Here is a 23389-nt window from a genome sequence, read left to right as displayed (position 1 = left end):
AGAAGAGTATGAAGGCTAAACCGTTATTTCTCTGGCGACACCTCAACAAACTGCGCTGGCTGACGCTGGCGACGGTATTTTCGATGCTGGTGTTGTTGCCGTTCCTGCACGTTTACCAGACTTACGTGTCGGCACACGCCTACGACCTGCTGGCGCCGCAGGAAAAAGAACTGTACGACACCATGGAAATGCTGACCAGGCCGTTTGTCAAGGATCCTGCCGAAGACCTGGATGCCATCAAGGGTAACACCTGGTCCGGGACTTTTTTTGGTCTCAAGCTCAGTGATCCGCTGGCAGCGCTGGGGCAGATGGCGGCGGGGATGAACCTGTATACCCCGTTCCTGCTGACGGCACTCATCCCGGTACTGCTTACGGTATTGTTAGGACGTTTCTACTGCGGCTGGATCTGTCCGGCCAGTTTTCTGTATGAACTGAACAGTAACTTCGCCGTTCTGCTGCGGCGAATGGGGTTGCATACCGGGCGCCGTCATCTCGACAAGCGTTTCAAATATGTGGTGCTGTTTGCCGGTCTGGTGCTATCCATGGTGACCGGCTCGGTCCTGGTGGCTGCGGTCTATCCGCCGGCCGTGGTCGGGCGGGAAATCTATTACGCGGTTGCACTGGGTGGCTTTGGCGCAGGTGCCGTGTTCTTTGCCGTGACATTGCTGTTTGACCTGCTCGTGTCACAGCGGGGTTTTTGTCGTTACCTGTGTCCGGGCGGAGCGCTTTACTCCTTGCTCGGCCGTTATCGCCTGCTGCGCATTCAGCGTATCGTCGAGAACTGTAACGATTGCGCCAAGTGCAATGCCATATGTGAGTTCGGTCTCGATCCTCTGAGGGATGGATTTGGACAGGAGTGTAATAACTGTACGGCCTGTATTGCCGTCTGCCCGACAGATGCCCTGACGTTTGAAATCAAGCTGAAGGATGTGGGGTACCAGGGCTATGGACACCTGGGCAAGCGTTACCAGCGTGAACACCCGGCTGACCAGCCGTCGAAGGAGGTCGCATGATTCAGCGGCGCACCGTTTTACAACGACTCATCTATGCCGCGGGTATCACCGCTGCCAGTACATTGCCTTATGGCCTGGTGCGGCTCACGATGCCGGAAGCGCGGGCGGACTTCAGTACACACCTGCGCCCCCCCGGTGCATTGAAAGACGATCTGGCCTTCAATAGCGCCTGTATTGGCTGTGGACTGTGTGGCGAAGTCTGCCCACCACGTTGTATACAGTTCTACCAGCGTGAAGGTGGCGACCGGGCCAATACACCCTATATCGACCCGGAACAGAAAGCCTGTATCCTGTGCAGCAAATGCATGCAGGCCTGTCCCACCGAGGCGCTGACCGAGGTGCCGCGCAATGACGTCGACATGGGGGTTGCCCAGATAGATCGCAGTGCCTGCTACCCGTGGGTGGATCGCGGCATCTGCGGTGCCTGCGTCAGCATTTGTCCGTTGGGAGAACGCGCTATCGGCTTTAAATTCTGGAACCAGTACCAGCCAATCGTCAAGCAGGAATGTGTCGGTTGCGGGCTATGCGTGGAAGTTTGTCCACACCCCAGCCTGCCAATCCGCATCGTGAAACGTTCGGAAGGAACGGTTGCCCGACACAGCGTATGAATATGCTTCGACAGTTTTTACTCGCCTGCAGTCTGCTCGTCTTCATGGCACCGGTACTTGCCCATCACGTGCTGGGGCGCCCGGCCTACAGCCTGAATGAAGACTCCAATACACCGCCGAGCATGCAGGTCGAAACCCAGATCGGCAATTATTTTGTAACCTACATGGTGTACCCGGCGTTTCCCCGTGCCGGCGAACCCGGGCGCATCAACCTGTATGCCAGTCACATGGATAGCGGTGAACCCTTTACCGGCGAAGTGACCTTTAGCGTGCGCGACGATACCTGGTTTGGTGGCGCGGAGCCGGAACAGCTGGGTGTGCAGCCACCGGATGACAACGTGTTTCGCCAGGGGTTTGTGTTCAGTGATGATGGCCGCTACATCATCCGCGCCGAGTTCCAGGCGGATGGTGAGCCTTACCTGGTCGACTTCCCGTTACGCATCGGGCAACCGTCGCCCGTGGGTCCGGTCACGCTGTCGGTAGTGGCATTGCTGGTTGTGTTGATTGCGGCCAACCTGTTCCAGCGCAAGCGTCTGCAACGTGATCGCATTCGCACCGCGCGCCATGATGAACGTGTCGCGCGTAGCAGTGAAGAGGGCGCACCGTGATCATGACTCACCCGGGACTGCCTGCAATATGGGGCATGCTGGTGATCGGCGGCATGATCGTCCTGACCCTGTGGGCGGTTGTTGCCCCTTTGCCCGGTTCTGCCAGCGCTACCGTGTACAGTCTTGCACGTGTGCCCGTGGTGCGAGGTATTGTTCGTTACCTGGTCGCCAGCCCCAAAATTCTGCTGCTTCTGAAACTGATATTTGTCGCACTGTTTCTGCTGGTGATTTATGCCGGTCTGTTTGGTAACCAGATCCCGGAACGTAATATTGCCACACTGCTGACCTGGAACATCTGGTGGGCGGGGCTGGTTTTTTCTGTGTTCTTTCTGGGTACGGCCTGGTGCGCGGTGTGTCCCTGGGACACGCTGGCACAGTGGCTGGTGCGGCGTCGCTTGTGGAAACGCGCCGAGCCGAACAACAGTCTTAACCTGCGTGTGCCGCGTGCCCTGCGTACCATCTGGCCGGCGTTGCTGATGTTTATTGCATTGACCTGGCTGGAGCTGGGACTGGGTATCACCACGAACCCGTATGCCACGGCGGCGGTGTCTTTACTGATGGTAGTGATGGCCACCAGTTCGCTGGCTATCTTTGAACGCAAGGCATTTTGTCGCTACTTCTGCCCGGTCGGGCGTACGGTGGGTTTCTACTCCCAGCTGGCACCGGTCGAACTGCGACCGATTGATACGAATACCTGCGCCGACTGCAAGACGCTGGACTGTTACTACGGAGACAAGGACACCGAACCCTGTCCGACCTGGCTGGTAATGGGGCGCCTGAAACAGAACAGCTACTGCACCTCCTGTGGTAACTGTGTACGCAGCTGCCCGCACGACAACGTGGCGTGGCGGTTACGCTCGCCCAGTGTCGAGGCCGTACAGGATGCACGACCACGCCACGATGAAGCCTGGTTCATGATCGGGTTACTGGCGCTGACCGGCTTTCATGGCCTGTCGATGATGCCATTCTGGGAAACCTGGATGAGTGATATTGCACGTATTCTGAACGACTCGGGACAATTGCTGGCCAGTTTCACGGTGGGTATGTTTGGCAGTATGCTGGCTGTGGTACTGGTATATGCCCTGTTTGTAGCGATCACACGGCAGCTGATAGGGCGCACGTCATTCAGGCGTCTGTTCACCACACTGGCCTTTGTCGCCCTGCCACTGGCGTTCGCCTATCATATGGCGCATAACCTTAACCACCTCGTGCGTGAGGGTGTTGGTATAGGCGCCGTGTTCGAGAATCCACTGGGTACCGGTCTGGCGCCATTGAGCATGGCGGAAAAACACGCGCGTCATTTTGACATGCTGATCTCCCAGCAGACCCTGTTTGCCCTGCAGGCCGGGCTGATGGTGTTCGGGTTCTGGATTGCCGTACAGATCGTGCGTCACCGCGGACGCAGTTTGCTGGCCGATGGCGGGCAAAGTGGTAGCTGGCGTCTGGCACCCATGCTCGGGTTTGTGGTGCTGATGACCGGTTTCCACCTGTGGCTACTGTCACAGCCCATGATCATGAGAATGTAATGGACGCTTCGCGACGCGGATTCTTTCGCCAGGTGGCGAGCAAGACCGGTGAGACGCTGGTCCAGGAAGCAGACCGGCAGGTCGCCCGTCGTGCGGCTCACTGGATACGCCCCCCCTATGCGCTCGACGAACTGGAATTTCTGCTCGCCTGTACGCGTTGCAACACCTGTATCGAGGCCTGCCCGCACCAGACTATTTTCCCTTTGCCGGCTCGCCTGGGCGTACAGTTCGCCGGTTCACCGGCACTGGATCTCAGCCACAAAAGCTGTCACCTGTGTGAGGACTGGCCCTGTGTCAATGCCTGCGAACCGGGTGCCCTGCGTTTACCGGAGCGGCAAGAGGATGAGCCGCTGCCAGCTCCAAAGCTGGCTCGTGCTGAAATCGATACTGAACAGTGCCTGCCTTGGCAGGGTCCGGAGTGCGGTGCCTGCGCGGCGTCCTGTCCGCTACCTGGAGCACTGGTCTGGGAAAACTGGAAGCCGATAATTGATGCAACGGTCTGTACGGGCTGCGGCCAGTGCCGCGAAGCTTGCATCATCGAGCCGCGTGCGATTCGTGTCAGCTCTCTCTATCGCGCGGCTTCCGGCGACGATAGCGGGGCGCCGTAAGGGGGTGACACCGCCCCGTCTCACTGATTTTTATACGGAACCATAAATTCTCCATACAGAACCGGCATTTTCCGGTATCATACGCGGCCATTTAGGACGGAATGGCCATCTGCTGCAGGTGGGTTGGCCAGCGTTCGCGGCACGGCACCTCTTCGCCAGTTTTATCGAGATGCAAGCCATGTTATTGATTTAACATGGTTTGTTTTATTTTCGGTGGGCGGAAAGTGCAGTTCGATGATGTTTTAACCAGCTAACGAGTTGATACCATGACAGAGCTAAGCAACTACCGGAATATCGGTATATTCGCCCACGTGGACGCCGGCAAGACCACGACCACCGAGCGTATTCTGAAACTGACCGGCAAAATCCACAAAATCGGCGAAGTGCACGATGGCGCCGCGACCACCGATTTCATGGAGCAGGAGCAGGAGCGCGGTATTACCATCCAGTCCGCTGCGACCACCTGTGAGTGGGACGGTCACCGGCTGAACATCATCGATACCCCCGGACACGTGGATTTCACCATTGAAGTGTACCGTTCGCTGAAAGTGCTCGACGGTGGCGTGGGTGTGTTCTGTGCATCCGGTGGTGTGGAACCACAGTCCGAGACCAACTGGCGTTACGCCAACGAATCCGAAGTTGCCCGTATTATCTACGTCAACAAACTGGATCGTATAGGTGCCGACTTCTACCGCGTGGTCAAGCAGGTCGAAGATGTGCTGGCCGCCAACCCGCTGGTTATGGTGCTGCCGATCGGTGTCGAGGAAGACCTGAAGGGCATGGTCGACCTGCTGACGCGCAAGGCGTGGGTCTGGGATGAATCCGGTGATCCGTTGAATTACACCCTCGAAGATGTGCCGGCCGATATGGTTGACATTGTCGAGGAATGGCGCGAGAAGCTGATCGAAACGGCTGTCGAGCAGGACGACGACCTGATGGAAGCCTACCTGGAAGGCGAAGAGCCTTCTGTCGATGACCTCAAGCGTTGCATCCGCAAGGGTACCATCGCGCTGGACTTCTTCCCGACCTACTGTGGCTCCTCGTTCAAGAACAAGGGCGTGCAGCTGGTGCTGGACGCCGTTGTCGATTACCTGCCGAGCCCGACCGAAGTCAAGCCGCAACCTGAAGTGGACATGGAAGGTAACGAGACAGGTAAATTCGCCATTGTCGACCCGGACCGTCCGTTGCGCGCACTGGCATTCAAGATTATGGATGACCGTTTCGGTGCGCTGACCTTCGTGCGTATTTACTCGGGCCGCATCAACAAGGGCGACACCATTCTCAACACCTTTACCGGCAAGACCGAGCGTATTGGCCGCATGGTGGTCATGCATGCCGATGACCGCGAGGAAATCAGTTCCGCGCAGGCTGGCGACATTATCGCTATCGTGGGTATGAAAAACGTACAGACCGGTCACACCCTGGCCGATCCAAAGGACCCGGCGACACTGGAACCGATGGTGTTTCCTGACCCGGTCATCTCTATCGCCATCTCGCCGAAAGACAAGGCGGGTTCCGAGAAGATGGGTATCGCCATCAGTAAAATGGTCCAGGAAGATCCTTCTTTCCGCGTTGAGACCGATGAAGAGTCCGGTGAAACCATCATCAAGGGCATGGGTGAGCTGCACCTCGATATCAAGGTCGATATCCTCAAGCGTACCCACGGTATCGATGTTGAAGTCGGTAAGCCGCAGGTGGCCTACCGCGAAACCATTACCCAGCGTGTCGAAGACAGCTACACGCACAAGAAGCAGACCGGTGGTTCCGGTCAGTTCGCCAAGATCGATTACGTTATCGAGCCGGGCGAAGTCAACAGTGGCTTCGAGTTTGAATCCAAGGTCACCGGCGGTAACGTGCCGCGTGAATTCTGGCCGGCTGTCGAAAAGGGTTTCCGCACCAGTATGCAAGAAGGCGTACTCGCCGGCTTCCCGCTGCTGGACGTGAAGGTTACCCTGACAGATGGTGGTTACCACGCCGTCGACTCCTCGGCTGTCGCCTACGAGATCGCCGCCAAGGGTGCATACCGTCAGTCCGTGCCCAAGGCCGGGCCGCAGTTGCTGGAGCCGATCATGAAGGTCGACGTGTTCACGCCGGACGACAATGTTGGCGATGTCATCGGTGACCTTAACCGCCGCCGCGGCATGATCAAGTCACAGGAGCCGGGTCCGACCGGCGTGCGCGTCAAGGCCGATGCGCCGCTGTCCGAAATGTTCGGTTACATCGGTGACCTGCGTACCATGACCTCCGGCCGTGGCCAGTTCTCCATGGAGTTCTCGCACTATGCACCGTGCCCGAACAACGTGGCCGAACAAGTCATCAAGGAAGTGAAGGAACGCGACGCGAAGAAGTAACGCTGCGCAGGCCTTTGATAATGCCGGCCGGGTGCGTAACCCCGCCGGCATTTTTTATGACAGGAGAAAAGACATGAAAGCTACTGCGGAATTACAGGTTGTACCGATTGGTGAAGGCGTTTCAGTCAGGCAACAAATCGGGCGCGTCGTGGAATTATTGAATAGCGGCGACTTCATCCTCGAAACCCACGCCTCGGGAACCAACATCGAAGGTGAGCTGGATGCCATACTGGCCATCGTTGCAAAGATCCATGAACAATTACATGCAGACGGCAGTGTGCGGCTGGTGAGTTACCTGAAGCTGGAAACGCGTACTGACAAGGTACCGACCCTGGCGGGGAAAGCGCTGTAAAAGCACCGGTTCCTACTTTGGGTCCCAGCTGATTTTCTCCGAAGTGCCAGTATATTTCTCACCGTAGGGCTTGGCTTCTATCAGGACATTTCTGGGGCGGAAGTTTTCCGGCAGCACAATCTCTTCCATAATGTTCTGTTGCCGGTTAAACCCCATCTTTACATACGAGCGGTTGTCCGCTGACAGGCGTTTGAATGACAGCCGCTTCGGTTCCTTGTCCAGAAAACCATTGACGGCAACCCAGATAGTGCCCGTCACCCGGTCGTCATTGTTCGCTTCGTTGAGTACGGAAAAGGCAACGCGGAATATACTCACGGAATCTGTCTGCTCGATACGAATGTCTTCAAGACCCAGTGAGTAGCCCGCTGATTCAGTTACGGTGGTTACAGGCCGGGGTGCAGGTGCCGGGCGTTTTACTGCCTTCACTTGCGCGGGTTTCTGTTTGCGTGTGCGCTCGGCGGAAAGGGCCTGGTTGACCTGCTGTACGCTTTGTTCCAGCGCCGCGACCTGCTGCTTCAGTGAATTGCGTTCCTTCTCAAGTTCGGCAATGCGTTGCCCGGATGCCTGGGACTGCCCGACCAGTGGTTTACCGTCTTCCGGTACCCGGGCAGAGCCGGCTTGGTACCCGAGCCAGGCCGTGAGCGCGAATGCGAGCAGCAGCAAACCGTACTGGGTGAGCCGCTGACGGGGATTGTTCGGTACGATTTTGGGTGTAACCGGTGGAACGACTTTTTTACGCGCTATCATCCTTGTTCCTGGCAAGTGGGCCTGATTTCCCGTGCAGTATAACGCGCAACAGGGCATTCGCGACAGGACTGTTACAATAATCACCACCACTGTTATGGCGCAAGCAGGACAACAAATGAACCGTATAAATGCACACAACCTGGCTTGCCCGATTGATGGCGCGCTACTTGTGTGCCATGACAAACAGTTGCGCTGTGAACATGGGCATAGCTTCGACATCGCCCGCCAGGGTTATGTGAATCTGCTGCCGGTTCAGCACAAGCGTTCCAGGCAACCGGGTGACAGCAAGGAAATGGTTGCAGCGAGAGCCCGCTTCCTGAATTCCGGGCTATATGAACCACTCGCCAGCCGCCTGGCCCGGATAACATCGGCACTTGTTCCCGAAAACAGGAAAACCAGCCTGATGGACGCAGGCTGTGGCGAAGGGTACTACTCCGATACGGTTTTTAAATACCTTGAGGACAGGGGTGCAAGTAGCGGCCTTTCCTTTATCGGGCTGGATATATCCAAACCAGCCATACTCGAGGCTGCAAAAAGAAACAGGCAGATTACCTGGCTGGTCGGCACAAATCGGCAACCACCCGTGACACCCGCCAGTATCGATATCATTTTATGCGTGTTCGGGTTCCAGAGCTTTGAAGGATTCCGGCACATACTCAAGCCGGGTGGCAGGCTGGTACTGGTCGAACCCGGACCGGACCATTTGAAAGAGCTGAGAGAAGTTATCTACAGCGAAGTGAAAAAGTCACGCCCGCAGGATCTCACGCCTGTCATGGAAACGGGCTTTTCACTCGTGGACGAACAATCATTTCAATACAAAACCGGTGAAATCAGCAAGCACATAATTGCAGACCTGCTGTTAATGACACCGCATTTTTACCGTACAAATAAAGCCGGCAGGGAAGCAGCAGCCCACCTGGAGGTGCTGGATCTGACGGTCGACATCGTGTTCAGAACACTGGAGTTCCAGAACCCGTAAAGCCGGATATGTCATTCACTGGCGTGCCGGTTGGCTCCCGGGAGGAAATGCATTCAAAATCCCGGCCACAGTACGGTTAATTCTTTCGGTAATATTTTCAGGTGTTTCGTTTTCTTCAAGATAGTCCTGCCCCGTGCCACGCCAGATCAGCTGCCGGCTTGTAGCGTCGAGAATATCGATGATCAGCGTGCCTTCCTGGTATTCGTAGGTATAGGTGCGGGAGAAGGCGCTATACTCCCAGGTGGTGGTCGCGTAACCCGGGTGCCTGTAATAGGTATTAATGGTTTCCTGCTGGATCTTGTTGTCAATATAGCCAAACCAGTTAACGAAAAAGTCGGCCTTGTCCTTGCTCACCAGCTTGTAGCCCCTGGATTGCAGCGTGTTATTCACGGCATTGACCACCCGCTTGATAATCAGGCTGTTATTGATACGGATATCGTCGCTGGGCGGCTTGTCTTCGAGCCACGCGTAGGTTTTCAGCTTTGAAAAATTGTAGCTTGTGTCATAGTCGGTCTGTACTGTCAGCGTGGTGCAGGCTGTGAGCAAAAACAGGCCCAGCAAAGCGGTCGTTATCAGATTCTTCATGGCCTGTGGCTCCTGGTGAGCGAAACGGTATTATTGAGTATACCAATCAGGCCAGCATCGCCAAGGCTGGCAGTTGCCAATCAGGACACGGGTTGAGTATGAAAAAGTCAGATTATCTCATTGCGGTTGCACTGGTGCTGGGCATCGTGGTGGCGGTGAAATATCTTCAGCCACAGCAAACCGGGGAGCAGGTACTGGATCTGCCACCGGAAACCGTTGTGCAGCCAGCCGTTGAGGAGCCAGCCGAGCCGGCGATCCGCTACCCGGTTCCGGAGCTTCCTCAGGTTATTGTCACAGCACCGGCTGAACCGGAACCCTTGCCGCAAAAACCCGCCGAAGAGGCTGCACCACCGGTACCGGAAAAGCCGTTGCCGACGCTGGATGACAGCGATGACGCCATTAGACAGGATCTCTACACGCTGGCTGCCCGACGGACACTGGATTCACTACTCAACCTGAATCACATCGTGCGGCGATTTGTCGTCACGGTCGATAACCTGCCACGCAGGCACTTGTTGAACAGCAAGCACCGCGCTAACCAGTCCGTACCCGGGCAGTTGATCGTCGAACAGGACGAAAACGGTTTTTACCTGAGCAAGAAAAACTATGCACGTTACAACGCCTATATTGATCTGTTGGACGCCCTGGACAGCCAACAGCTCATAGCGCTCTACCTGCATTATTACCCTTTAATACAGGCTGCATACCAGGACCAGGGTTACCCCTCGGCCTATTTCAACGACCGGCTGATCGACGTCATCGACCACCTGCTGGAAACGCCCGATACCGGCGGGCGGGTTTCGCTGGTGCGCCCGCACGTACTGTTTCTGTTTGCCGACCCGGAACTGGAAGGATTGTCAGCCGGGCAAAAAGTACTGCTCCGGATCGGCCCGCGAAACGCCGCCAGGGTCAAGGCAAAGTTGCGTGAATTGCGCAAGGGGCTGGTCAGGAATCCGGGCAGGATATAGCCATGCTGACACTCTACCAGTTCCCGATTTCACACTACTGCGAGAAAGTTCGCTGGGCGCTTGAGTACAAGGGCCTGGCGTACACAAAAATCGATTTGCTGCCCGGTTTTCACGTTAAGACAGTAAAAAAGATTGCAGCGAAGCAAGAGGTGCCGGTCCTGGTGCATGACGGCAGGGTCGTGCAGAACTCCAGTGACATTATTACCTATCTTGATAAAACGTTTCCCGACAGGCCGTTGACACCTGGGTCGGCGGAACTTGAGGAACAGGCGCTACGCTGGGAAGCCTACGTGGATGAAAATATCGGGCCACAGATACGCGTCTATTGTTACCATTATTTTCTCGACAGGACGGATATTGTCCTTCCCATGTTGACGCACGGGCAAGCCTGGCACAGGAAAATGATGTTTCGCCTGGCTTTTCCCAAAGTGCGTGAAGCTATGCGCAAATTCATGCGCATTAACGAACGAACAGCAGGTATCTCCCTGGAAAAAGTGACAGGCGCTGTCGACAAGTTGCACGCACAACTCGAACAAAGCCGTTTTCTTGCCGGGGATAAATTCAGTCGGGCCGATCTGGCTGCTGCCGCATTACTGGCGCCTTTCATCCGGCCTGAAAAGTACGGCATCACGTGGCCGGAAGCCTTCCCGGAGGAAATGGCGTCAGCGGTAAATGCCCTTGGTCCCGGGCTTGACTGGGTCGAGGCCGTGTATCGCGACTACCGATAATGCCCCATTGATATGCCCTGGTATGGTAAATTACGCACAAATATTAACGATCAGCAGGGCAGATCATGACAACCAGCCAAACCCTCATCGACCAGTTGACCGCAACGGGGGACTACAAGGTCATCCGCCGCCTTAAACCTGTCGAGCGCTACCACGAAGATACCGGCGCGGAAAAACACATCGGGATTTACCTCGACACCGAGGCCACCGGTCTTGACCCGGATACCGAAAAGGTCATCGAGCTGGCCCTGGTACCGTTCGAGTATGATGACGAGGGACGTATTTACCGTATCCTCCCGGCCTACAATGCGCTTCAGGACCCCGGGGTTCCGATCTCGGCGTTTATCACAAGCATCACCGGTATTACGGATGAAATGGTCGCGGGGCAGTCCATAGACCTTGACGAGGTCGCGCGTTTTGTTTCCGGGGCATCGCTGGTTATTGCACACAATGCCCGTTTTGACCGGCCGTTTGTCGAATCACTTTACCCGGGCTTTGAGGATATCGACTGGGCCTGCTCCATTGCAGACGTCAACTGGAATGAAGAAGGCTTCGAGGGTGTGAAGCTGGAGTACCTGGGTTACAAGTACGGGTTCTTCTACGAGGGCCACCGGGCTACCATCGATTGCCAGGCCGGTATTGAATTACTGAGCCAGACCCTGCCCAGTGGGGAGCTTGTCATGAAACGCCTGCTGGACAGATCGGGTCGTACCGATGTTCGTATCTGGGCGGAGCGTGCACCGTTCCAGAAAAAGGACCTGCTCAAATCGCGCGGCTATCGCTGGTCACCGGGCGGTGAGGGTGTCCGCAAGGCCTGGTACAGGGACTTGCCCGAGAACCAGGTCGATGACGAGATGCTGTTCCTGAACAGGGAAGTCTATCCAAAACTGGTGGGGGTTTTGCCCATGGACCGGTTTGATGCCAGGGCGCGCTATTCGAAGCGGGTATAGCAGGAACTGCCGATTTGACGCTGACCAACCGTGATACCATGCGCTTTCGCATGCTATTGGGCCGCAAGGCAATGACGGGTGCGCTTGCTGCCAGGGGGTATCATAGTGCAGTTGCCGACCGGGTCGTGTTCATGAGCCGCGAATGAACGAATCCATCGTCCTGAGTATTGCGGCCATTGGCGTACTGGCGCTGGCCTGCCAGTGGTTTGCCTGGTGGGTAAAACTGCCGGCCATCCTGTTTTTGTTGTTGTCGGGTCTGCTGGTGGGTCCGGTATACGGGTGGATCAATCCGGATGCGCTGTTCGGCGACCTGCTGTTTCCCCTGGTGTCGCTATCGGTGGCGGTTATCCTCTTTGAGGGCAGTCTCACACTGCGCTTCAGCGAAATAAAAGGCCTGGAACATGTGGTGCGACGCATGGTCAGCAGCGGCATGCTGGTGACCTGGACAGTGACCACACTGGCAACCTTTACCTTGCTGGATACGTCCTTTCAAATGGCGCTGTTGTTTGGTGCGTTAACCGTGGTCACCGGGCCGACGGTGATCATTCCCCTGCTGCGCACAGTGCGGCCTGTCGCGCACCTGGCGAATATTCTGCGCTGGGAGGGGATCGTGATTGACCCACTCGGTGCGTTGCTTGCGGTGCTGGTGTTCGAATTCATTGTCCTGGGCAGCGGTGGGGCAGCTTTCGGACATACCCTGTTGCTGTTTGCGGAACAGATTCTCACCGGAGTGGTCTTTGGTGCAGCCGCGGGCTATGCCCTGGGTGTGGTATTGCGTCGCTACTGGTTGCCGGAGTTCTTGCATAATGCTGCGGCGCTGATGGTGGTGTTCGGGGTGTTCGCACTATCGAATCATATGCGCGCGGAATCCGGTTTGCTGACCGTCACCGTCATGGGTATCTGGCTGGCGAATATGAAGGATGTCAATGTAGAGGGCATTCTGGATTTCAAGGAAACACTCAGCATTGTACTGATCTCGGGGCTGTTCATCATTCTGGCGGCGCGGGTTGATTTCAATGCAGTGACGGCGCTGGGTTGGGGCGCGCTGGGTGTGCTGCTGATCATGCAGTTTGTGGCGCGGCCATTGAAAATCCTGGTGTCGACCTGGGGATCGACGCTGACCTGGCGAGAGCGTGCCATGCTTGCCTGGGTTGCACCGCGCGGCATTGTGGCGGCGGCGGTGGCTGCACTGTTTGCCCTGCAACTGGAGCAGCAGGGAAATGAACAGGCCTCCATGCTGGTGCCCATGACCTTCATTGTTATCATAGGAACAGTAGCGCTGCAGAGTGTCACGGCACGACTGGTGGCGGTGGCGCTGGGTGTAGCGGAACCGGAGCCGCGGGGCTTTCTCATTGTCGGAGGTAACCCGTTGGCACGCGCGATCGCGGTAGCGCTGCAAAAACAGGATATTCGGGTATTGCTTGCCGACACCAGCTGGAGCAATGTGCGCGCCGCCATGATGGAAAACATACCGGCATTTTATGGCATGGTCGTGTCTGAATATGCCGATCGTCGCCTGGACCTGGTCGGTATCGGGCAGCTGTTGGCCCTGTCCAGTGTGCAGGAGGAAAATGCGCTGGCGGTAATGCGCTACCGGACAGAATTCGGCGCCACCAATATCTATAGTCTGCAGGTAACCCCGGAGAAAGAAGGCAGTGCCAAGACCGGGAAACCCCTCTACGGGCACATTGCCTTTGGCGAGGATGTCAGTTATACACAATTGTCCAGTATGCTGAGCAAGGGTGCCGAGATTCACAGTACCGCCCTGACCGACGAGTTTGGATTCAATGAGTACTACAAGCAGCACTATGGCCGGGCCGTGCCATTGTTCGCGATCAATCCACGCGGAAAGCTGTTTGTGTACACCGCAGACAATAATCTGAAACCAACGGCGGGCTGGACGATCATCAGCCTGATCGAGCCGTCTCCTGAAACAGATGACCCGGAAAAATACAATGAGCCAGAATAAATTCAATGACCGCTACGCACGACTGTTGTTGCTGGTCTCCACGCTGTTTCTGTCGGGTGCATCTGTCCTGCAATGCTCGACCGGTGACACGAGTTTTTCATCAGGCGGGAGCAGCAGTCTGCAGATCAGGACGATAGATGAACAGAAGATCTCTGCCAGCAGCGGCAATTTTAATGGTGCCCTGGGTGACGGTGACCGGTTTGGCAGCGCCGTTGCCGATCTTGGCGACCTGGAATCAGACGGCGTCCGCGACCTGGCGGTGGGCGCGCCCTTTAATGACACGGGTGGTGCCGACAAGGGCGCAGCCTGGGTCTTGTTCATGGACAGCGACGGGCGTGTGGATATCAAGCAGAAGCTTTCCAGCGGGACGGGCGGGCTCGGGACAAACCTGGCCATCGATGATCGTTTCGGCAGTGCACTGGCCGGTGTCGGGGACCTGGATGGTGATGGTGTCTTCGACCTTGCCGCAGGAATGCCCGGCAATGACGATGGCGGTGCAGACCGGGGTGAAATCCGGGTAGCGTTTCTGGATACCGATGGCACGATTTTGCAGACGCAACGTATCACCGATGCCGGTGGAGGTTTTGACGGCAACCTCGACGACGACGATCGTTTCGGCAGTGCTGTTGCCGACATCGGTGACGTGAACGGTGACGGTGTGACGGATCTTGCGGTTGGCGCGCCGAATGATGACGACGGTGGCAGTAACGCCGGCGCGGTATGGATCCTGATGATGAAGGCCGATGGCAAGGTTGCCAGCCAACAGAAAATCACCGAGGGTGCAGGCGGCTTTGACGGCAGCCTCAGTGCCGATGACCAGTTCGGTGCATCGGTTGCCGGTATCGGCGACCTCGATAATGACGGCATACCGGATCTCGCCATCGGAGCGCCGGGTGGTGATGACGGTGGCACGGACCGGGGTGAGATCTGGGTAGTATTTCTCGATGCCGATGGCAGGGTTCGACAGCGGCAGCGTGTCGCAGACAGCGGTGGTGGCTTTGCCGGAAAGCTCAGTAATGATGACCGTTTCGGAACGGCGGTTGCCAATGCCGGCGACATAGACGGTGACGGTGTGACGGATCTTGTGGTTGGCGCGCCGAATGATGATGAAGTCGCAAGCAATGCCGGCGCGGTATGGGTCCTGATGATGGGAACGGATGGCCGTGTCGCAGACTGGCAGAAAATTACACAGGATGCGGGCGGCTTCAAGGGAGGCCTGGATAGCGACGATCAGTTTGGAGCGGCGATTGCAGGTATAGACGACCTGGATAATAACGGGGTGCCGGACCTGGCGGTTGGAACACCCGGGGACGATGACGGCGGGACAGACCAGGGTGCAGTCTGGATTCTGTTCATGGATCGTGAAATCTGAGCCCGATGAAGTTACGCGGCTCGCGTGTTGTTTATCGGCATCAACTAAAAAAACCAGGGGCCATGATTGATGGAAGGACTATTCACTTTCGAAAACCTGTTTACACTCGGCATGTTGATTATGCTGCAGGCGGTACTGGGTTTTGACAACCTGCTGTATATCTCGCTTGAATCGAAGCGTGTAGAACCGGGCAGACAGTCATCACTGCGACGCTGGGGCATCGGGCTGGCTGTCGCGCTCAGGCTGGTTTTACTGTTACTGCTGGTCAAGGTTCTCTCACTGTTCCAGGACACGCTGTTCGCGATCAATATCGAAGGACTGATCAGCGGCGACTTCAACCTGCACGGTGTGGTGGTGTTTGTCGGCGGGATTTTTATTCTGTATGCCGCGCTCAAGGAAATCAGTCACATGATACTGCTGGAAGCGGGAGAACACGTCGAGCGAAAACCAAGTTCATACGCGTATGTGCTGATCTCCGTTATTATTATGAATGCCGTGTTCTCGTTTGATTCCATGCTAAGCGCCATGGCGCTGACAGACAACTACATCATCATGGCAACAGCCATAGTCGCAGGTGGCATATTGATGATCTTGCTGGCAGACCATGTCACAGAATTCCTGAAAAAGAATCGCATGTATGAAGTGGTGGGTCTTTTCATCCTGTTCCTGGTCGGTGTCATGCTGTTGTCAGAAGGCAGTCATGTCTCTCATTTGCACCTGTTTGGCTATGAGGTTACACCGATGAGCAAGTCGACGTTCTACCTGGTGATTTTCGTCATGATCGCGATCGATGTCGTACAATCACGTTATCAGAAAAAACTGCTTGCACAGGCCGGAAGGCTGGGGCAGACAGACTAGAGGGGTAAATCCATTGGCAAACACATTTGGCGACCAGCTGCTAAAAGCCGGACTGGTGAGCAAGGACAAGCTCAATAAAACAAAAAAATCAAAATACAAACAGCAGAAAGCCGGCAACAACAAAGGGACGGACGAGGCCGCCGCGTCGGCCCGGCGTTTGGCGGCAGAGCAGGCCGCGCGTGACCGCGAACTCAATTTGCAGCGAAAACAGGCGGCCGAAGACAAGGCAATCCAGGCGCAGGTTCGTCAGTTGATTGAAATGAACCGGTTGGGACGTGACGGCGGTGAAGTGGGTTATAACTTTCAGGATGGAACGGTTGTCAGAAAGATTTTCGTGACGGAGGAAATCCACGACAGGCTCGGCCATGGACATTTGTCTATCGCCCGTTTTGATGATGGCTATGAAGTGATACCTACTGTAGTGGCGGAAAAAATAAAGCTTCGTGATCAAGCCTGTATTGTCAGCAAGGTCGATTCACTGCCCGCTAGCGAGGAAAACGATCCCTACGCAGACTACAAGGTGCCTGATGACCTGATGTGGTAGTGCCGGGCACGGTTGACCGGTTTTGTGATATTGACAGAAATCAATTATCCGCTGTTGGGAAGGTGCTATTATTTAAATAATTGGGTGGTTCCGGTTATACCCTGGCATATCAAGGAGAAAGTAAAATGGCAAATATCGTTGTTCTGGGTGCAGGTCTCGGTGGTATGCCGGCAGCCTACGAGTTGCGTGATGTGCTCGGCGAGGAGCACGACATCACGGTTGTGAATGCCAACGCGTATTTTCAGTTTGTGCCATCCAACCCCTGGCTGGCCGTAGGCTGGCGCAAGCGCGAGCAGATCACCCTGCCACTTGACACGCATTTATCAAAGCATGGTATCAAGTTTATCCAGGGCTGGGTCGAGACGATCGATGCCGAGGCCAATAAACTGGTGCTGAAAGAAGGCACTGAAGTCGAGTATGACTACCTGGTCATTACCACGGGTCCGAAGCTGGCTTTCGACGAAGTCGAGGGCACCGGGCCTGTCAACGGGTTTACCCAGTCAGTATGCACGGTCGATCATGCAGAGAAAGCTTACCAGGACTTCCAGAAGCTCAAGGACGCTCCCGGCCCCGTAGTTGTCGGCGCGGTACAGTTTGCCAGTTGCTTTGGTCCGGCTTATGAATATGCGGCCATTCTGGATACCGAACTGCGCAGACAGCGCATCCGTGACCAGGTCCCGATGACATTTGTGACCAGTGAGCCTTATGTGGGTCACCTGGGCCTCGGTGGTGTGGGTGATTCCAAAGGGATGCTGGAGCACGAGTTACGCAACCGTCATATCAACTTTATTACCAATGCCCGTGTCAGTCGTGTCGAGGAAGGCACGATGTACGTCGAACAACTCGACGAAAAAGGCGAGGTCGCCGGCCAGGAGGAGCTGCTGTTCAAACACGCCATGATGCTGCCGGGTTTCAAGGGCGTAGAACCGGTGGCTGCTGTGGACGGCCTGTGCAATCCGCGCGGTTTTGTCATTGTCGACGAGCACCAGCGCAGCCCGAAATACCCGAACATCTTTTCTGCCGGCGTCTGTATAGCCATCCCGCCGGTCGAAGCAACACCCGTACCTACCGGCGCACCGAAAACCGGTTACATGATCGAGTCAATGGTGACAGCCATTGTGCAGAACATTAAAGCCGAACTGACCGGCTACCCGGTTGCCTCAAAAGCGACATGGAACGCGTTCTGCCTGGCAGACCTGGGCGATACCGGTGCGGCTTTTATTGCGGTACCTCAGATCCCACCGCGCAACACGACCTGGTTCAAAAAAGGCAAGTGGGTGCACTATGCCAAGATCGCGTTTGAAAAATACTTCCTGCACAAAATGAAGCAGGGTGTATCCGAACCGGTATTTGAGAAGTGGGCGCTGAAGCTGATCGGGTTGTCCAGGGTAAAGTAATCGCCCGGTCAGGAGTTGGCCTCTTCGTAGAGCGTCAGGTATTCCTGTTCCATGGAAGCGTACTTTTCTTCCAGTGACTTGATCTGTTGATCCTTGCCTTCAAGTTCAGACTGAAGCGCTTCGAGTTGTGCTTTCTGGTCCGGGTTTTCAGCGTCAGCAGACGCGCCAGAGTGATACACGGGTTCGTTCTCGTCCAGCTCCAGCAGCGATTTTATTTGTTCCTGCAAGAACTGGTTTTCTTCTTCCAGCACCTGGATGCACATATTCATGTCACGGCTTGCCAGTTCGAACTGCTTGAACCTGGATTGCAGTTCTTCGGCTTTTTCGGCTTCCAGGTTGAGATCGTCGACCAGATGGTGTAATTCTGAAATCTTTCTATTCTGTTTGTCGATCTGTTTAGTCAGCGCGGATGAGCTTTCATTTTCTTGTTCCTGAACCGGGGTGTTTTGCGTGGCCGTTTTTGCCAGTTCATCAGACTGTGATTCCAGTTGATCAAGTTCTGCCTGTAGCCGGTCACGTTGACCATTCATTGTATCGAGCAGTGCCCTGAGTTCTTCCGAGCGCTCTGCTTCCGGCATCAATATTTCGAGTTGTTCAGTGAGCTTCTGCCGGGAAGCTTCGAGCTCCCGGAGCTGTTTTTTCATACTGAAGAACTTGTCGCGGAAACTTTCCAGACGTTTTATTTGTTCCTGGGCCTTGAGCAGCGGGTTATTGCTTTCAGCTTCCTCGAGTTCCGGGTCATCATCTTCGGGTACAGGTGCTGACGGCGGTGTGAACAATTCGGTTACATGCTCCCAGCGCTTTTCCGGGTAGTCGTTACAGCGTTCGGTGACTTTCTTTTCGGATTCCAGCAGCGACAGGCGGTATCTAATCGCCAGTGTGGTTTCATCTTCCGCAGTTTCAGTCTCTGTTTCAGTCTCTGTTCCGGTTCCACCATCTCCTGCTGCCTCGAGCTGGGCCCGTGATTCCAGAATGAGCTTTTCAAGGTAGGGCAGATACCCGGACGTAATGGATTCAAATACGTCGGACTCCGGTGCGGATTCCTCACGGGTCAATTCCTGAACCTGAGCCTGTAGCTGCCGGCGTTTTCGATCAAGCACGAAAACGGCAATGCCCAGCAACACCGCCAGTTCCAGAATGACAAAGAACAAAACTTCTACCACGTCCATGCTTTAGCGGCCCCCAGGGGCAGAATGACCTCGGCTAGATTCTATCTGATTGTTTTTTCGGCACAAACAGGTAAATACTTGAGCTATATCGCCCTTTTTTCACCGGGAGGTGGTGAATTTCAGTGGTGACTTATCGACGTACTGGCGATCCTGGACCATTGTCGTGCGAACAGGCCGGAGTAGGGGTTCTCCCGGGTTGCCGTTTATGGTCTAATGCCCGGCTTTGAATTTGGGGGTTGATGTAAAGTGAAAAAAACAGGATTGGCTATTTCGGTTATTACCGCGTTCTACATGTCCATGGCCGCTGCTCAGGAACCTGGTCCGCGCATAGGATTTAATGGGGGTTTTGCAGACAGTGGGGGAACGGCCGGTGTGAATCTCGGCTATGGTTTTACCGATATTGTCGGGCTGGATATAGAATATGCACACAAATTCGGTGATCAGAGCGGTGAGCTGATGTCAGCGTTTCTGACACTTACAACGACAGGCGAAACTTACTTTAAAGGCAAAATCGGCGCTACGGCTGCTTCAGGTAATGCCTTTGACGGTTCAAGCGGTTCGCTCGGTATCGGCCTGGGACACAAATTGGCAGATGGCTGGGTCGTTGAAGTCGATGTCAACCAATACGCATCCGATGTGACAGGTGGAAACCTGCTGTTCAGGCGCAGCTTTTAACCAGGCATTCTCCCCATGTACACCCCGGGGCTTATACTTTTTGGTGTAATAGCGGTTTTCTCTGCGGGGCTTCTGGCTGTCCATATTGGATTCCGTGCGCCGAGGCGTAAAGAACGAGGCAGTCCGGCAGATTACGACCTCGCCTATACAGAAATCCATATCCCCACAGTGGGTGGCAAGCAGTTGTTTGCCTGGTGGTTGCCGGCGACAGCTGAAGCACCGACAGTCGTCATGTTGCACGGGTGGGGCGGGAATGCCGAGCTGATGTTGCCGCTGGCCCTGCCGCTGCTACGCGCCGGGATGAATGTCCTCTTGCTGGATGCCCGTAATCATGGCCGCAGCGATTCCGCCAGCTTCTCCTCGCTTCCCCGCTTTGCCGAAGATGCCGGTGCGGCGGTGGATTGGGTAAAGGCGCATGGCGACGACCCCCGGAAGCGCGTGGTACTGCTGGGCCATTCGGTCGGGGCGGGAGCGGTATTACTTGAAGCCTCGCGTCGAAATGACATTTCAGCGGTAATCAGTATTGCTGCCTTTGCCCACCCGGAATGGATGATGCGACGCTACCTTTCCCGATTCAGATTACCCGAGTACGGTAAACAATGGGTGCTTCACTACGTGGAATGGGTAATCGGTTATCGCTTCGAGGAAATAGCGCCAATGAATACGGTATGCCGTATTGCGTGCCCGGTCCTTCTGGTTCACGGTAGTGCCGATAACACGGTACCGGTCAGCGACGCACAGGCAATCCTGGACCACTGTCGTGAGAACAGCCCTGAACTGTTATTGATCGAAGACGGAACCCATGATTCAGTTGAAGCTGTCGAACAGCACGGTGATCAGCTTGTTGATTTCCTGAAAAAATCCGCAGTGATCTGATTTACAGATCAAGGCATCAGCCTGTAGCGTAACGTTTGTGTAAACGTCCCGTCGTTATTATTGATCGATTCCATATCACCGCGGATACCGGCATAGATGCCGGTACCACCAACGATACTCATCGTTGAAATTCCGGTGTCAAACTCCCGCCCTGCAACCTGGATCGTTCCGCCATCGAGACTGAGCGTCCACTGGCACTGAAAACTGTGCGCCACCCGGGTGCGGATACAGGCACCGCTGTTGTTACCAACAGGTTGTTTGTGTTCGTCGAGCAACGGCTGGTCGAACACCAGGATATCGCCGACCGAGTCACCGGGTTCCCCTGTGTCGATGACCTGTGCCTTGTCAGTGCGGGCATCTGCAAGGGTGACAAGTTGCAGCGGGGCTTCAGCAGCGCACGCGCCCAGTAGCAGTGCGCAGGCGCAGGTAGCCGCGTATCTGAAAATACAATGCATGCCGGATACCCCCTGGTATTTTCGATGTATTCACGTCGATGCCTTGCCTGTGTAGTCCCGACTGTCGCTCAAAGCCAGAACTTTTCTGTCAGCTTGCCAATGGCTGCACCGGCCGGAAGCACAAGCAGCGTCATGATGAGCGACAAGTAAACTGCCGGCATGGCGCTTGCGTGATCCACATGGATAACACCGGCGCCAAGCCGGGCTGCAATATCGACCAGCAGCAGTGCAACTCCCGCCGTGATCAGCGGGCAGCACCTGAACATTGCCGAAAAGCTTCCGTAAACGATATAAGGCAATAATCCGAGCATCAAAAACGCGCCAGACAGCCTGAAAGCGCCGGTGGGTTGCGGCGCCAGTGCGGTCACCAGCGCCAGTACACTACCTGCCGCAATAATCCAGTAGGCAGCGGCTTTCCCGATGTCCGTTTGTTGGCTCATGTCACTGTCCTCGTCTACCCGTTACTTTTCACCGTATTCCGGGACTTCAACTTCAAACGCGCTGAACTCAACCCTGTCCAGGTGGCCATCTTCATTCTTGTCGGCCCGCTGGTAATAATGGAAAACACGATGCTTGTCCCTGGCCTCATACAGGCTGATATGGCCATCCTGATTCTGGTCCAGGTGACGGAAACGCATTTCCGGCGCGTCGGAGTCTTCCGCCGCCAGTGCGGCCGTCGCAGACAGGCAGGTAAACACAACCACAATAAGAACATGTTTGAACATGTCGGCATCCTCCATTCTGGAGTCATCATTTGAGTCTAGATGACCCCGGCCAGGGTTCCATACATCCCTTATAAGCTGGCGGGGAACTCCCGGTGATTGCCGATCAACGTTCAATGATCAATAATCCGGAACTCCCACCGAGGCCAGCCCCATGAAACCAGCCTACGCGTTCCTGCTCGCCCTGTTACTCGCCGCCCCGACCTACGCCCGGGACACCCTGCAGAACGACCTTGGCATGCGCTTTGTGCACATTCCCGCGGGTGAATTCGTGATGGGTACCGAAGACATCGCCGCCGCCCTCCAGGAAATGCCCGAACCCGAACCCACCGGCCTGGTCGAAGAAACGCCGGCGCACACCGTGGTTATCACCAAACCGTTTTACCTGGGCGAAACCGAAGTCACCCAGTCGCAATGGTTAAAAGTCATGGAAAACAGACCCGGCCCGGAAGCACTGTGGAAGCGCGATGACTGGGCCACATTACCGGTCGTATCGATATCCTGGTTCATGGCAAAACGCTTTGTCGAAGAACTCAATAAAAGCGATACACACAACCACTACCGGCTGCCTACCGAAGCCGAGTGGGAATACGTCGCCAAAGACGGCCGCAACGCCCTGCGCCCGGTGCCCATAGAAGCCCTGGGTGACTACGCCTGGTTTATCAACAACTCCGGCGACATGCCGCACCCCGTCGCCACGCGCAAAGCCAATCGGTTTGGCGTGTACGACATGCTCGGTAACGTCTGGGAATGGGTCGAAGACGGTTATGCCCGGGACACCTACCGCAAAGCAAAACGTGTCGATCCGACCGGCCCCGTCAACGCCGCCGCAAAGGTTCGGCGGGGTGGTTCCTACCACTGCCCGCTGCACCTGATCCGCCCGGGTTATCGAAGCGCCAACCCGCCGGGTACGCGTTATGAAGTGCTGGGGTTCCGGGTGGTCGCGCAGCCGCGCTGAACAGCGCGGATTCAGCTCGCAATACTGTGCTTGTGAGGTGCCAGCATAAGCAACAACGACTGCGCATGCTCCGCAGCCTCCCGACCCAGATCCGTCAGATAACCCCCGTCTTTCTGGGTCACCAGACCCTTCTCGAACAGACGCTGCACCGCCGCAATCTTCTCCGGCGATGCCGTTGAGTGAATCTTGATGCCCTGGTCACTGGTGCGGAGGCTGTAGTACATCAAAACGTTCAGTTCGGCGGTTTCTTCTTCGGTGTAGTGCATGTTGATACCTTCTTGTCATTAAACCACGCGCCGCCACAGGCCTCGTGCAGCGGTAAAGGGATTGTTGGGGCATTATACATCAGAAATCCCGGGAGACCGCTGATC

The 23389-nt window shown here is 55.8% G+C and carries 27 protein-coding genes; 20 read left to right on the top strand and 7 right to left on the bottom strand.

Annotated features, from left to right (window positions below; all coding sequences use genetic code 11):
- Window positions 1-8 precede the first annotated feature (8 nt).
- From DFR30_RS09985 to DFR30_RS09955, 7 genes are all read left to right on the top strand, one after another.
- Window positions 9-1013 (top strand): 4Fe-4S binding protein, encoded by a 1005-nt coding sequence (locus DFR30_RS09985; RefSeq protein WP_132972814.1) that lies wholly within the window; start codon window positions 9-11, stop codon window positions 1011-1013.
- Entirely contained in the window at window positions 1010-1621 is a 612-nt protein-coding gene (locus DFR30_RS09980; RefSeq protein WP_207891874.1) for a 4Fe-4S dicluster domain-containing protein, read from the top strand. The genes DFR30_RS09985 and DFR30_RS09980 overlap by 4 nt, the downstream gene beginning before the upstream one ends.
- Window positions 1618-2229, top strand: coding sequence for a hypothetical protein (locus DFR30_RS09975; protein WP_132972812.1), 612 nt, complete (start codon window positions 1618-1620; stop codon window positions 2227-2229). The genes DFR30_RS09980 and DFR30_RS09975 overlap by 4 nt, the downstream gene beginning before the upstream one ends.
- A gap of 2 nt (window positions 2230-2231) precedes the next feature.
- Window positions 2232-3755 carry a 4Fe-4S binding protein gene (locus tag DFR30_RS09970; RefSeq protein ID WP_207891873.1) on the top strand — a complete coding sequence of 508 codons (1524 nt, stop codon included), beginning with the start codon at window positions 2232-2234 and terminating at the stop codon, window positions 3753-3755.
- Window positions 3719-4363, top strand: a complete 645-nt coding sequence (locus tag DFR30_RS09965) for a 4Fe-4S dicluster domain-containing protein (protein WP_132972810.1) — start codon at window positions 3719-3721, stop codon at window positions 4361-4363. The genes DFR30_RS09970 and DFR30_RS09965 overlap by 37 nt, the downstream gene beginning before the upstream one ends.
- 266 nt (window positions 4364-4629) lie before the next feature.
- On the top strand, window positions 4630-6714 hold the full coding sequence (gene fusA, locus DFR30_RS09960) for an elongation factor G (RefSeq protein ID WP_132972808.1): 2085 nt from the start codon (window positions 4630-4632) through the stop codon (window positions 6712-6714).
- 73 nt (window positions 6715-6787) lie between these two features.
- On the top strand, window positions 6788-7066 hold the full coding sequence (locus tag DFR30_RS09955) for an MTH1187 family thiamine-binding protein (protein WP_132972806.1): 279 nt from the start codon (window positions 6788-6790) through the stop codon (window positions 7064-7066).
- A 12-nt stretch (window positions 7067-7078) separates the two neighbouring features.
- Here the strand turns inward: DFR30_RS09955 and DFR30_RS09950 are convergent, their stop codons facing one another.
- Window positions 7079-7813 carry a DUF6776 family protein gene (locus tag DFR30_RS09950; RefSeq protein WP_132972804.1) on the bottom strand — a complete coding sequence of 245 codons (735 nt, stop codon included), beginning with the start codon at window positions 7811-7813 and terminating at the stop codon, window positions 7079-7081.
- A 115-nt stretch (window positions 7814-7928) separates the two neighbouring features.
- Here DFR30_RS09950 and DFR30_RS09945 point away from each other — a divergent pair, with 115 nt between their 5' ends.
- Window positions 7929-8792, top strand: coding sequence for a putative RNA methyltransferase (locus DFR30_RS09945; protein WP_132972802.1), 864 nt, complete (start codon window positions 7929-7931; stop codon window positions 8790-8792).
- A gap of 15 nt (window positions 8793-8807) precedes the next feature.
- Here DFR30_RS09945 and DFR30_RS09940 read toward each other — a convergent pair whose 3' ends face one another.
- Entirely contained in the window at window positions 8808-9377 is a 570-nt protein-coding gene (locus DFR30_RS09940; protein ID WP_132972800.1) for a DUF4136 domain-containing protein, read from the bottom strand.
- A 98-nt stretch (window positions 9378-9475) separates the two neighbouring features.
- On the opposite strand from DFR30_RS09940, the gene DFR30_RS09935 reads away from it, so the two are divergent.
- The 9 genes from DFR30_RS09935 to DFR30_RS09895 all read left to right on the top strand — a co-directional run bounded on the left by DFR30_RS09935 (window position 9476) and on the right by DFR30_RS09895 (window position 18163).
- Window positions 9476-10345 carry a DUF3014 domain-containing protein gene (locus DFR30_RS09935; protein ID WP_132972798.1) on the top strand — a complete coding sequence of 290 codons (870 nt, stop codon included), beginning with the start codon at window positions 9476-9478 and terminating at the stop codon, window positions 10343-10345.
- Window positions 10346-10347: 2 nt separating this feature from the next.
- Window positions 10348-11073, top strand: a complete 726-nt coding sequence (locus DFR30_RS09930; protein WP_132972796.1) for a glutathione S-transferase family protein — start codon at window positions 10348-10350, stop codon at window positions 11071-11073.
- Window positions 11074-11138: 65 nt separating this feature from the next.
- On the top strand, window positions 11139-12023 hold the full coding sequence (locus DFR30_RS09925) for a 3'-5' exonuclease (protein WP_132972794.1): 885 nt from the start codon (window positions 11139-11141) through the stop codon (window positions 12021-12023).
- A gap of 14 nt (window positions 12024-12037) precedes the next feature.
- Window positions 12038-12169 (top strand): hypothetical protein, encoded by a 132-nt coding sequence (locus tag DFR30_RS14670; RefSeq protein WP_279386903.1) that lies wholly within the window; start codon window positions 12038-12040, stop codon window positions 12167-12169.
- Window positions 12166-13992 (top strand): cation:proton antiporter, encoded by a 1827-nt coding sequence (locus DFR30_RS09915; RefSeq protein ID WP_132972792.1) that lies wholly within the window; start codon window positions 12166-12168, stop codon window positions 13990-13992. The genes DFR30_RS14670 and DFR30_RS09915 overlap by 4 nt, the downstream gene beginning before the upstream one ends.
- Entirely contained in the window at window positions 13979-15364 is a 1386-nt protein-coding gene (locus DFR30_RS09910; protein ID WP_165869166.1) for an integrin alpha, read from the top strand. Before DFR30_RS09915 ends, DFR30_RS09910 begins: the two co-directional genes overlap by 14 nt.
- Window positions 15365-15433: 69 nt before the next feature.
- Entirely contained in the window at window positions 15434-16222 is a 789-nt protein-coding gene (locus DFR30_RS09905; RefSeq protein ID WP_132972788.1) for a TerC family protein, read from the top strand.
- Between the two features lie 13 nt (window positions 16223-16235).
- The gene (locus DFR30_RS09900) at window positions 16236-16766 is read left to right on the top strand and encodes a DUF2058 domain-containing protein (protein ID WP_207891872.1); all 531 of its coding nucleotides are present in this window, start codon (window positions 16236-16238) and stop codon (window positions 16764-16766) included.
- A 125-nt stretch (window positions 16767-16891) separates the two neighbouring features.
- The gene (locus tag DFR30_RS09895; RefSeq protein WP_132972784.1) at window positions 16892-18163 is read left to right on the top strand and encodes an NAD(P)/FAD-dependent oxidoreductase; all 1272 of its coding nucleotides are present in this window, start codon (window positions 16892-16894) and stop codon (window positions 18161-18163) included.
- An 8-nt stretch (window positions 18164-18171) separates the two neighbouring features.
- On the opposite strand, the gene DFR30_RS09890 is transcribed toward DFR30_RS09895, so the two are convergent.
- On the bottom strand, window positions 18172-19332 hold the full coding sequence (locus tag DFR30_RS09890; protein ID WP_132972782.1) for a hypothetical protein: 1161 nt from the start codon (window positions 19330-19332) through the stop codon (window positions 18172-18174).
- Window positions 19333-19578: 246 nt separating this feature from the next.
- Between DFR30_RS09890 and DFR30_RS09885 the strand changes: the two genes are divergently transcribed.
- Together DFR30_RS09885 and DFR30_RS09880 are read left to right on the top strand one after the other, a co-directional pair.
- Window positions 19579-20007: an autotransporter domain-containing protein gene (locus DFR30_RS09885; RefSeq protein ID WP_132972780.1), complete on the top strand. Its 429-nt coding sequence runs from the start codon at window positions 19579-19581 to the stop codon at window positions 20005-20007.
- A gap of 15 nt (window positions 20008-20022) precedes the next feature.
- Window positions 20023-20883, top strand: coding sequence for an alpha/beta hydrolase (locus tag DFR30_RS09880; RefSeq protein ID WP_132972778.1), 861 nt, complete (start codon window positions 20023-20025; stop codon window positions 20881-20883).
- An 8-nt stretch (window positions 20884-20891) separates the two neighbouring features.
- On the opposite strand, the gene DFR30_RS09875 is transcribed toward DFR30_RS09880, so the two are convergent.
- From DFR30_RS09875 to DFR30_RS09865, 3 genes are all read right to left on the bottom strand, one after another.
- Window positions 20892-21338, bottom strand: a complete 447-nt coding sequence (locus tag DFR30_RS09875; RefSeq protein WP_132972776.1) for a dirigent protein — start codon at window positions 21336-21338, stop codon at window positions 20892-20894.
- 68 nt (window positions 21339-21406) lie between these two features.
- Window positions 21407-21778 (bottom strand): hypothetical protein, encoded by a 372-nt coding sequence (locus DFR30_RS09870; protein WP_132972774.1) that lies wholly within the window; start codon window positions 21776-21778, stop codon window positions 21407-21409.
- A gap of 21 nt (window positions 21779-21799) precedes the next feature.
- Entirely contained in the window at window positions 21800-22063 is a 264-nt protein-coding gene (locus DFR30_RS09865) for an EF-hand domain-containing protein (protein WP_165869165.1), read from the bottom strand.
- A gap of 151 nt (window positions 22064-22214) precedes the next feature.
- On the opposite strand from DFR30_RS09865, the gene DFR30_RS09860 reads away from it, so the two are divergent.
- A complete protein-coding gene (locus DFR30_RS09860) occupies window positions 22215-23018 on the top strand; it encodes a formylglycine-generating enzyme family protein (RefSeq protein ID WP_132972770.1) in 804 nt (267 codons plus the stop codon).
- Between the two features lie 11 nt (window positions 23019-23029).
- Here DFR30_RS09860 and DFR30_RS09855 read toward each other — a convergent pair whose 3' ends face one another.
- On the bottom strand, window positions 23030-23284 hold the full coding sequence (locus DFR30_RS09855; RefSeq protein WP_132972768.1) for a TIGR02647 family protein: 255 nt from the start codon (window positions 23282-23284) through the stop codon (window positions 23030-23032).
- Window positions 23285-23389 lie beyond the last annotated feature (105 nt).

Origin of the sequence: Thiogranum longum (genome assembly GCF_004339085.1) — a bacterium.
GTDB lineage: Bacteria > Pseudomonadota > Gammaproteobacteria > DSM-19610 > DSM-19610 > Thiogranum > Thiogranum longum.
This window is presented reverse-complemented; position numbering and strand designations above follow the sequence as displayed.

What these genes read in the sequence shown, in the direction of transcription:
- DFR30_RS09870 (WP_132972774.1), bottom strand. Translation starts at nt 21,778, where the DNA reads ATGAGCCAACAAACGGACATCGGGAAAGCCGCTGCCTACTGGATTATT.
- DFR30_RS09975 (WP_132972812.1), top strand. Translation starts at nt 1,618, where the DNA reads ATGAATATGCTTCGACAGTTTTTACTCGCCTGCAGTCTGCTCGTCTTC.
- DFR30_RS09915 (WP_132972792.1), top strand. Translation starts at nt 12,166, where the DNA reads ATGAACGAATCCATCGTCCTGAGTATTGCGGCCATTGGCGTACTGGCG.
- DFR30_RS09865 (WP_165869165.1), bottom strand. Translation starts at nt 22,063, where the DNA reads ATGTTCAAACATGTTCTTATTGTGGTTGTGTTTACCTGCCTGTCTGCG.
- DFR30_RS09855 (WP_132972768.1), bottom strand. Translation starts at nt 23,284, where the DNA reads ATGCACTACACCGAAGAAGAAACCGCCGAACTGAACGTTTTGATGTAC.
- DFR30_RS09970 (WP_207891873.1), top strand. Translation starts at nt 2,232, where the DNA reads ATGACTCACCCGGGACTGCCTGCAATATGGGGCATGCTGGTGATCGGC.
- DFR30_RS09895 (WP_132972784.1), top strand. Translation starts at nt 16,892, where the DNA reads ATGGCAAATATCGTTGTTCTGGGTGCAGGTCTCGGTGGTATGCCGGCA.
- DFR30_RS09945 (WP_132972802.1), top strand. Translation starts at nt 7,929, where the DNA reads ATGAACCGTATAAATGCACACAACCTGGCTTGCCCGATTGATGGCGCG.
- DFR30_RS09985 (WP_132972814.1), top strand. Translation starts at nt 9, where the DNA reads ATGAAGGCTAAACCGTTATTTCTCTGGCGACACCTCAACAAACTGCGC.
- DFR30_RS09880 (WP_132972778.1), top strand. Translation starts at nt 20,023, where the DNA reads ATGTACACCCCGGGGCTTATACTTTTTGGTGTAATAGCGGTTTTCTCT.
- DFR30_RS09860 (WP_132972770.1), top strand. Translation starts at nt 22,215, where the DNA reads ATGAAACCAGCCTACGCGTTCCTGCTCGCCCTGTTACTCGCCGCCCCG.
- DFR30_RS09955 (WP_132972806.1), top strand. Translation starts at nt 6,788, where the DNA reads ATGAAAGCTACTGCGGAATTACAGGTTGTACCGATTGGTGAAGGCGTT.
- DFR30_RS09910 (WP_165869166.1), top strand. Translation starts at nt 13,979, where the DNA reads ATGAGCCAGAATAAATTCAATGACCGCTACGCACGACTGTTGTTGCTG.
- DFR30_RS09890 (WP_132972782.1), bottom strand. Translation starts at nt 19,332, where the DNA reads ATGGACGTGGTAGAAGTTTTGTTCTTTGTCATTCTGGAACTGGCGGTG.
- DFR30_RS09905 (WP_132972788.1), top strand. Translation starts at nt 15,434, where the DNA reads ATGGAAGGACTATTCACTTTCGAAAACCTGTTTACACTCGGCATGTTG.
- DFR30_RS09935 (WP_132972798.1), top strand. Translation starts at nt 9,476, where the DNA reads ATGAAAAAGTCAGATTATCTCATTGCGGTTGCACTGGTGCTGGGCATC.
- fusA (WP_132972808.1), top strand. Translation starts at nt 4,630, where the DNA reads ATGACAGAGCTAAGCAACTACCGGAATATCGGTATATTCGCCCACGTG.
- DFR30_RS09875 (WP_132972776.1), bottom strand. Translation starts at nt 21,338, where the DNA reads ATGCATTGTATTTTCAGATACGCGGCTACCTGCGCCTGCGCACTGCTA.
- DFR30_RS09950 (WP_132972804.1), bottom strand. Translation starts at nt 7,813, where the DNA reads ATGATAGCGCGTAAAAAAGTCGTTCCACCGGTTACACCCAAAATCGTA.
- DFR30_RS09930 (WP_132972796.1), top strand. Translation starts at nt 10,348, where the DNA reads ATGCTGACACTCTACCAGTTCCCGATTTCACACTACTGCGAGAAAGTT.
- DFR30_RS09925 (WP_132972794.1), top strand. Translation starts at nt 11,139, where the DNA reads ATGACAACCAGCCAAACCCTCATCGACCAGTTGACCGCAACGGGGGAC.
- DFR30_RS09980 (WP_207891874.1), top strand. Translation starts at nt 1,010, where the DNA reads ATGATTCAGCGGCGCACCGTTTTACAACGACTCATCTATGCCGCGGGT.
- DFR30_RS09940 (WP_132972800.1), bottom strand. Translation starts at nt 9,377, where the DNA reads ATGAAGAATCTGATAACGACCGCTTTGCTGGGCCTGTTTTTGCTCACA.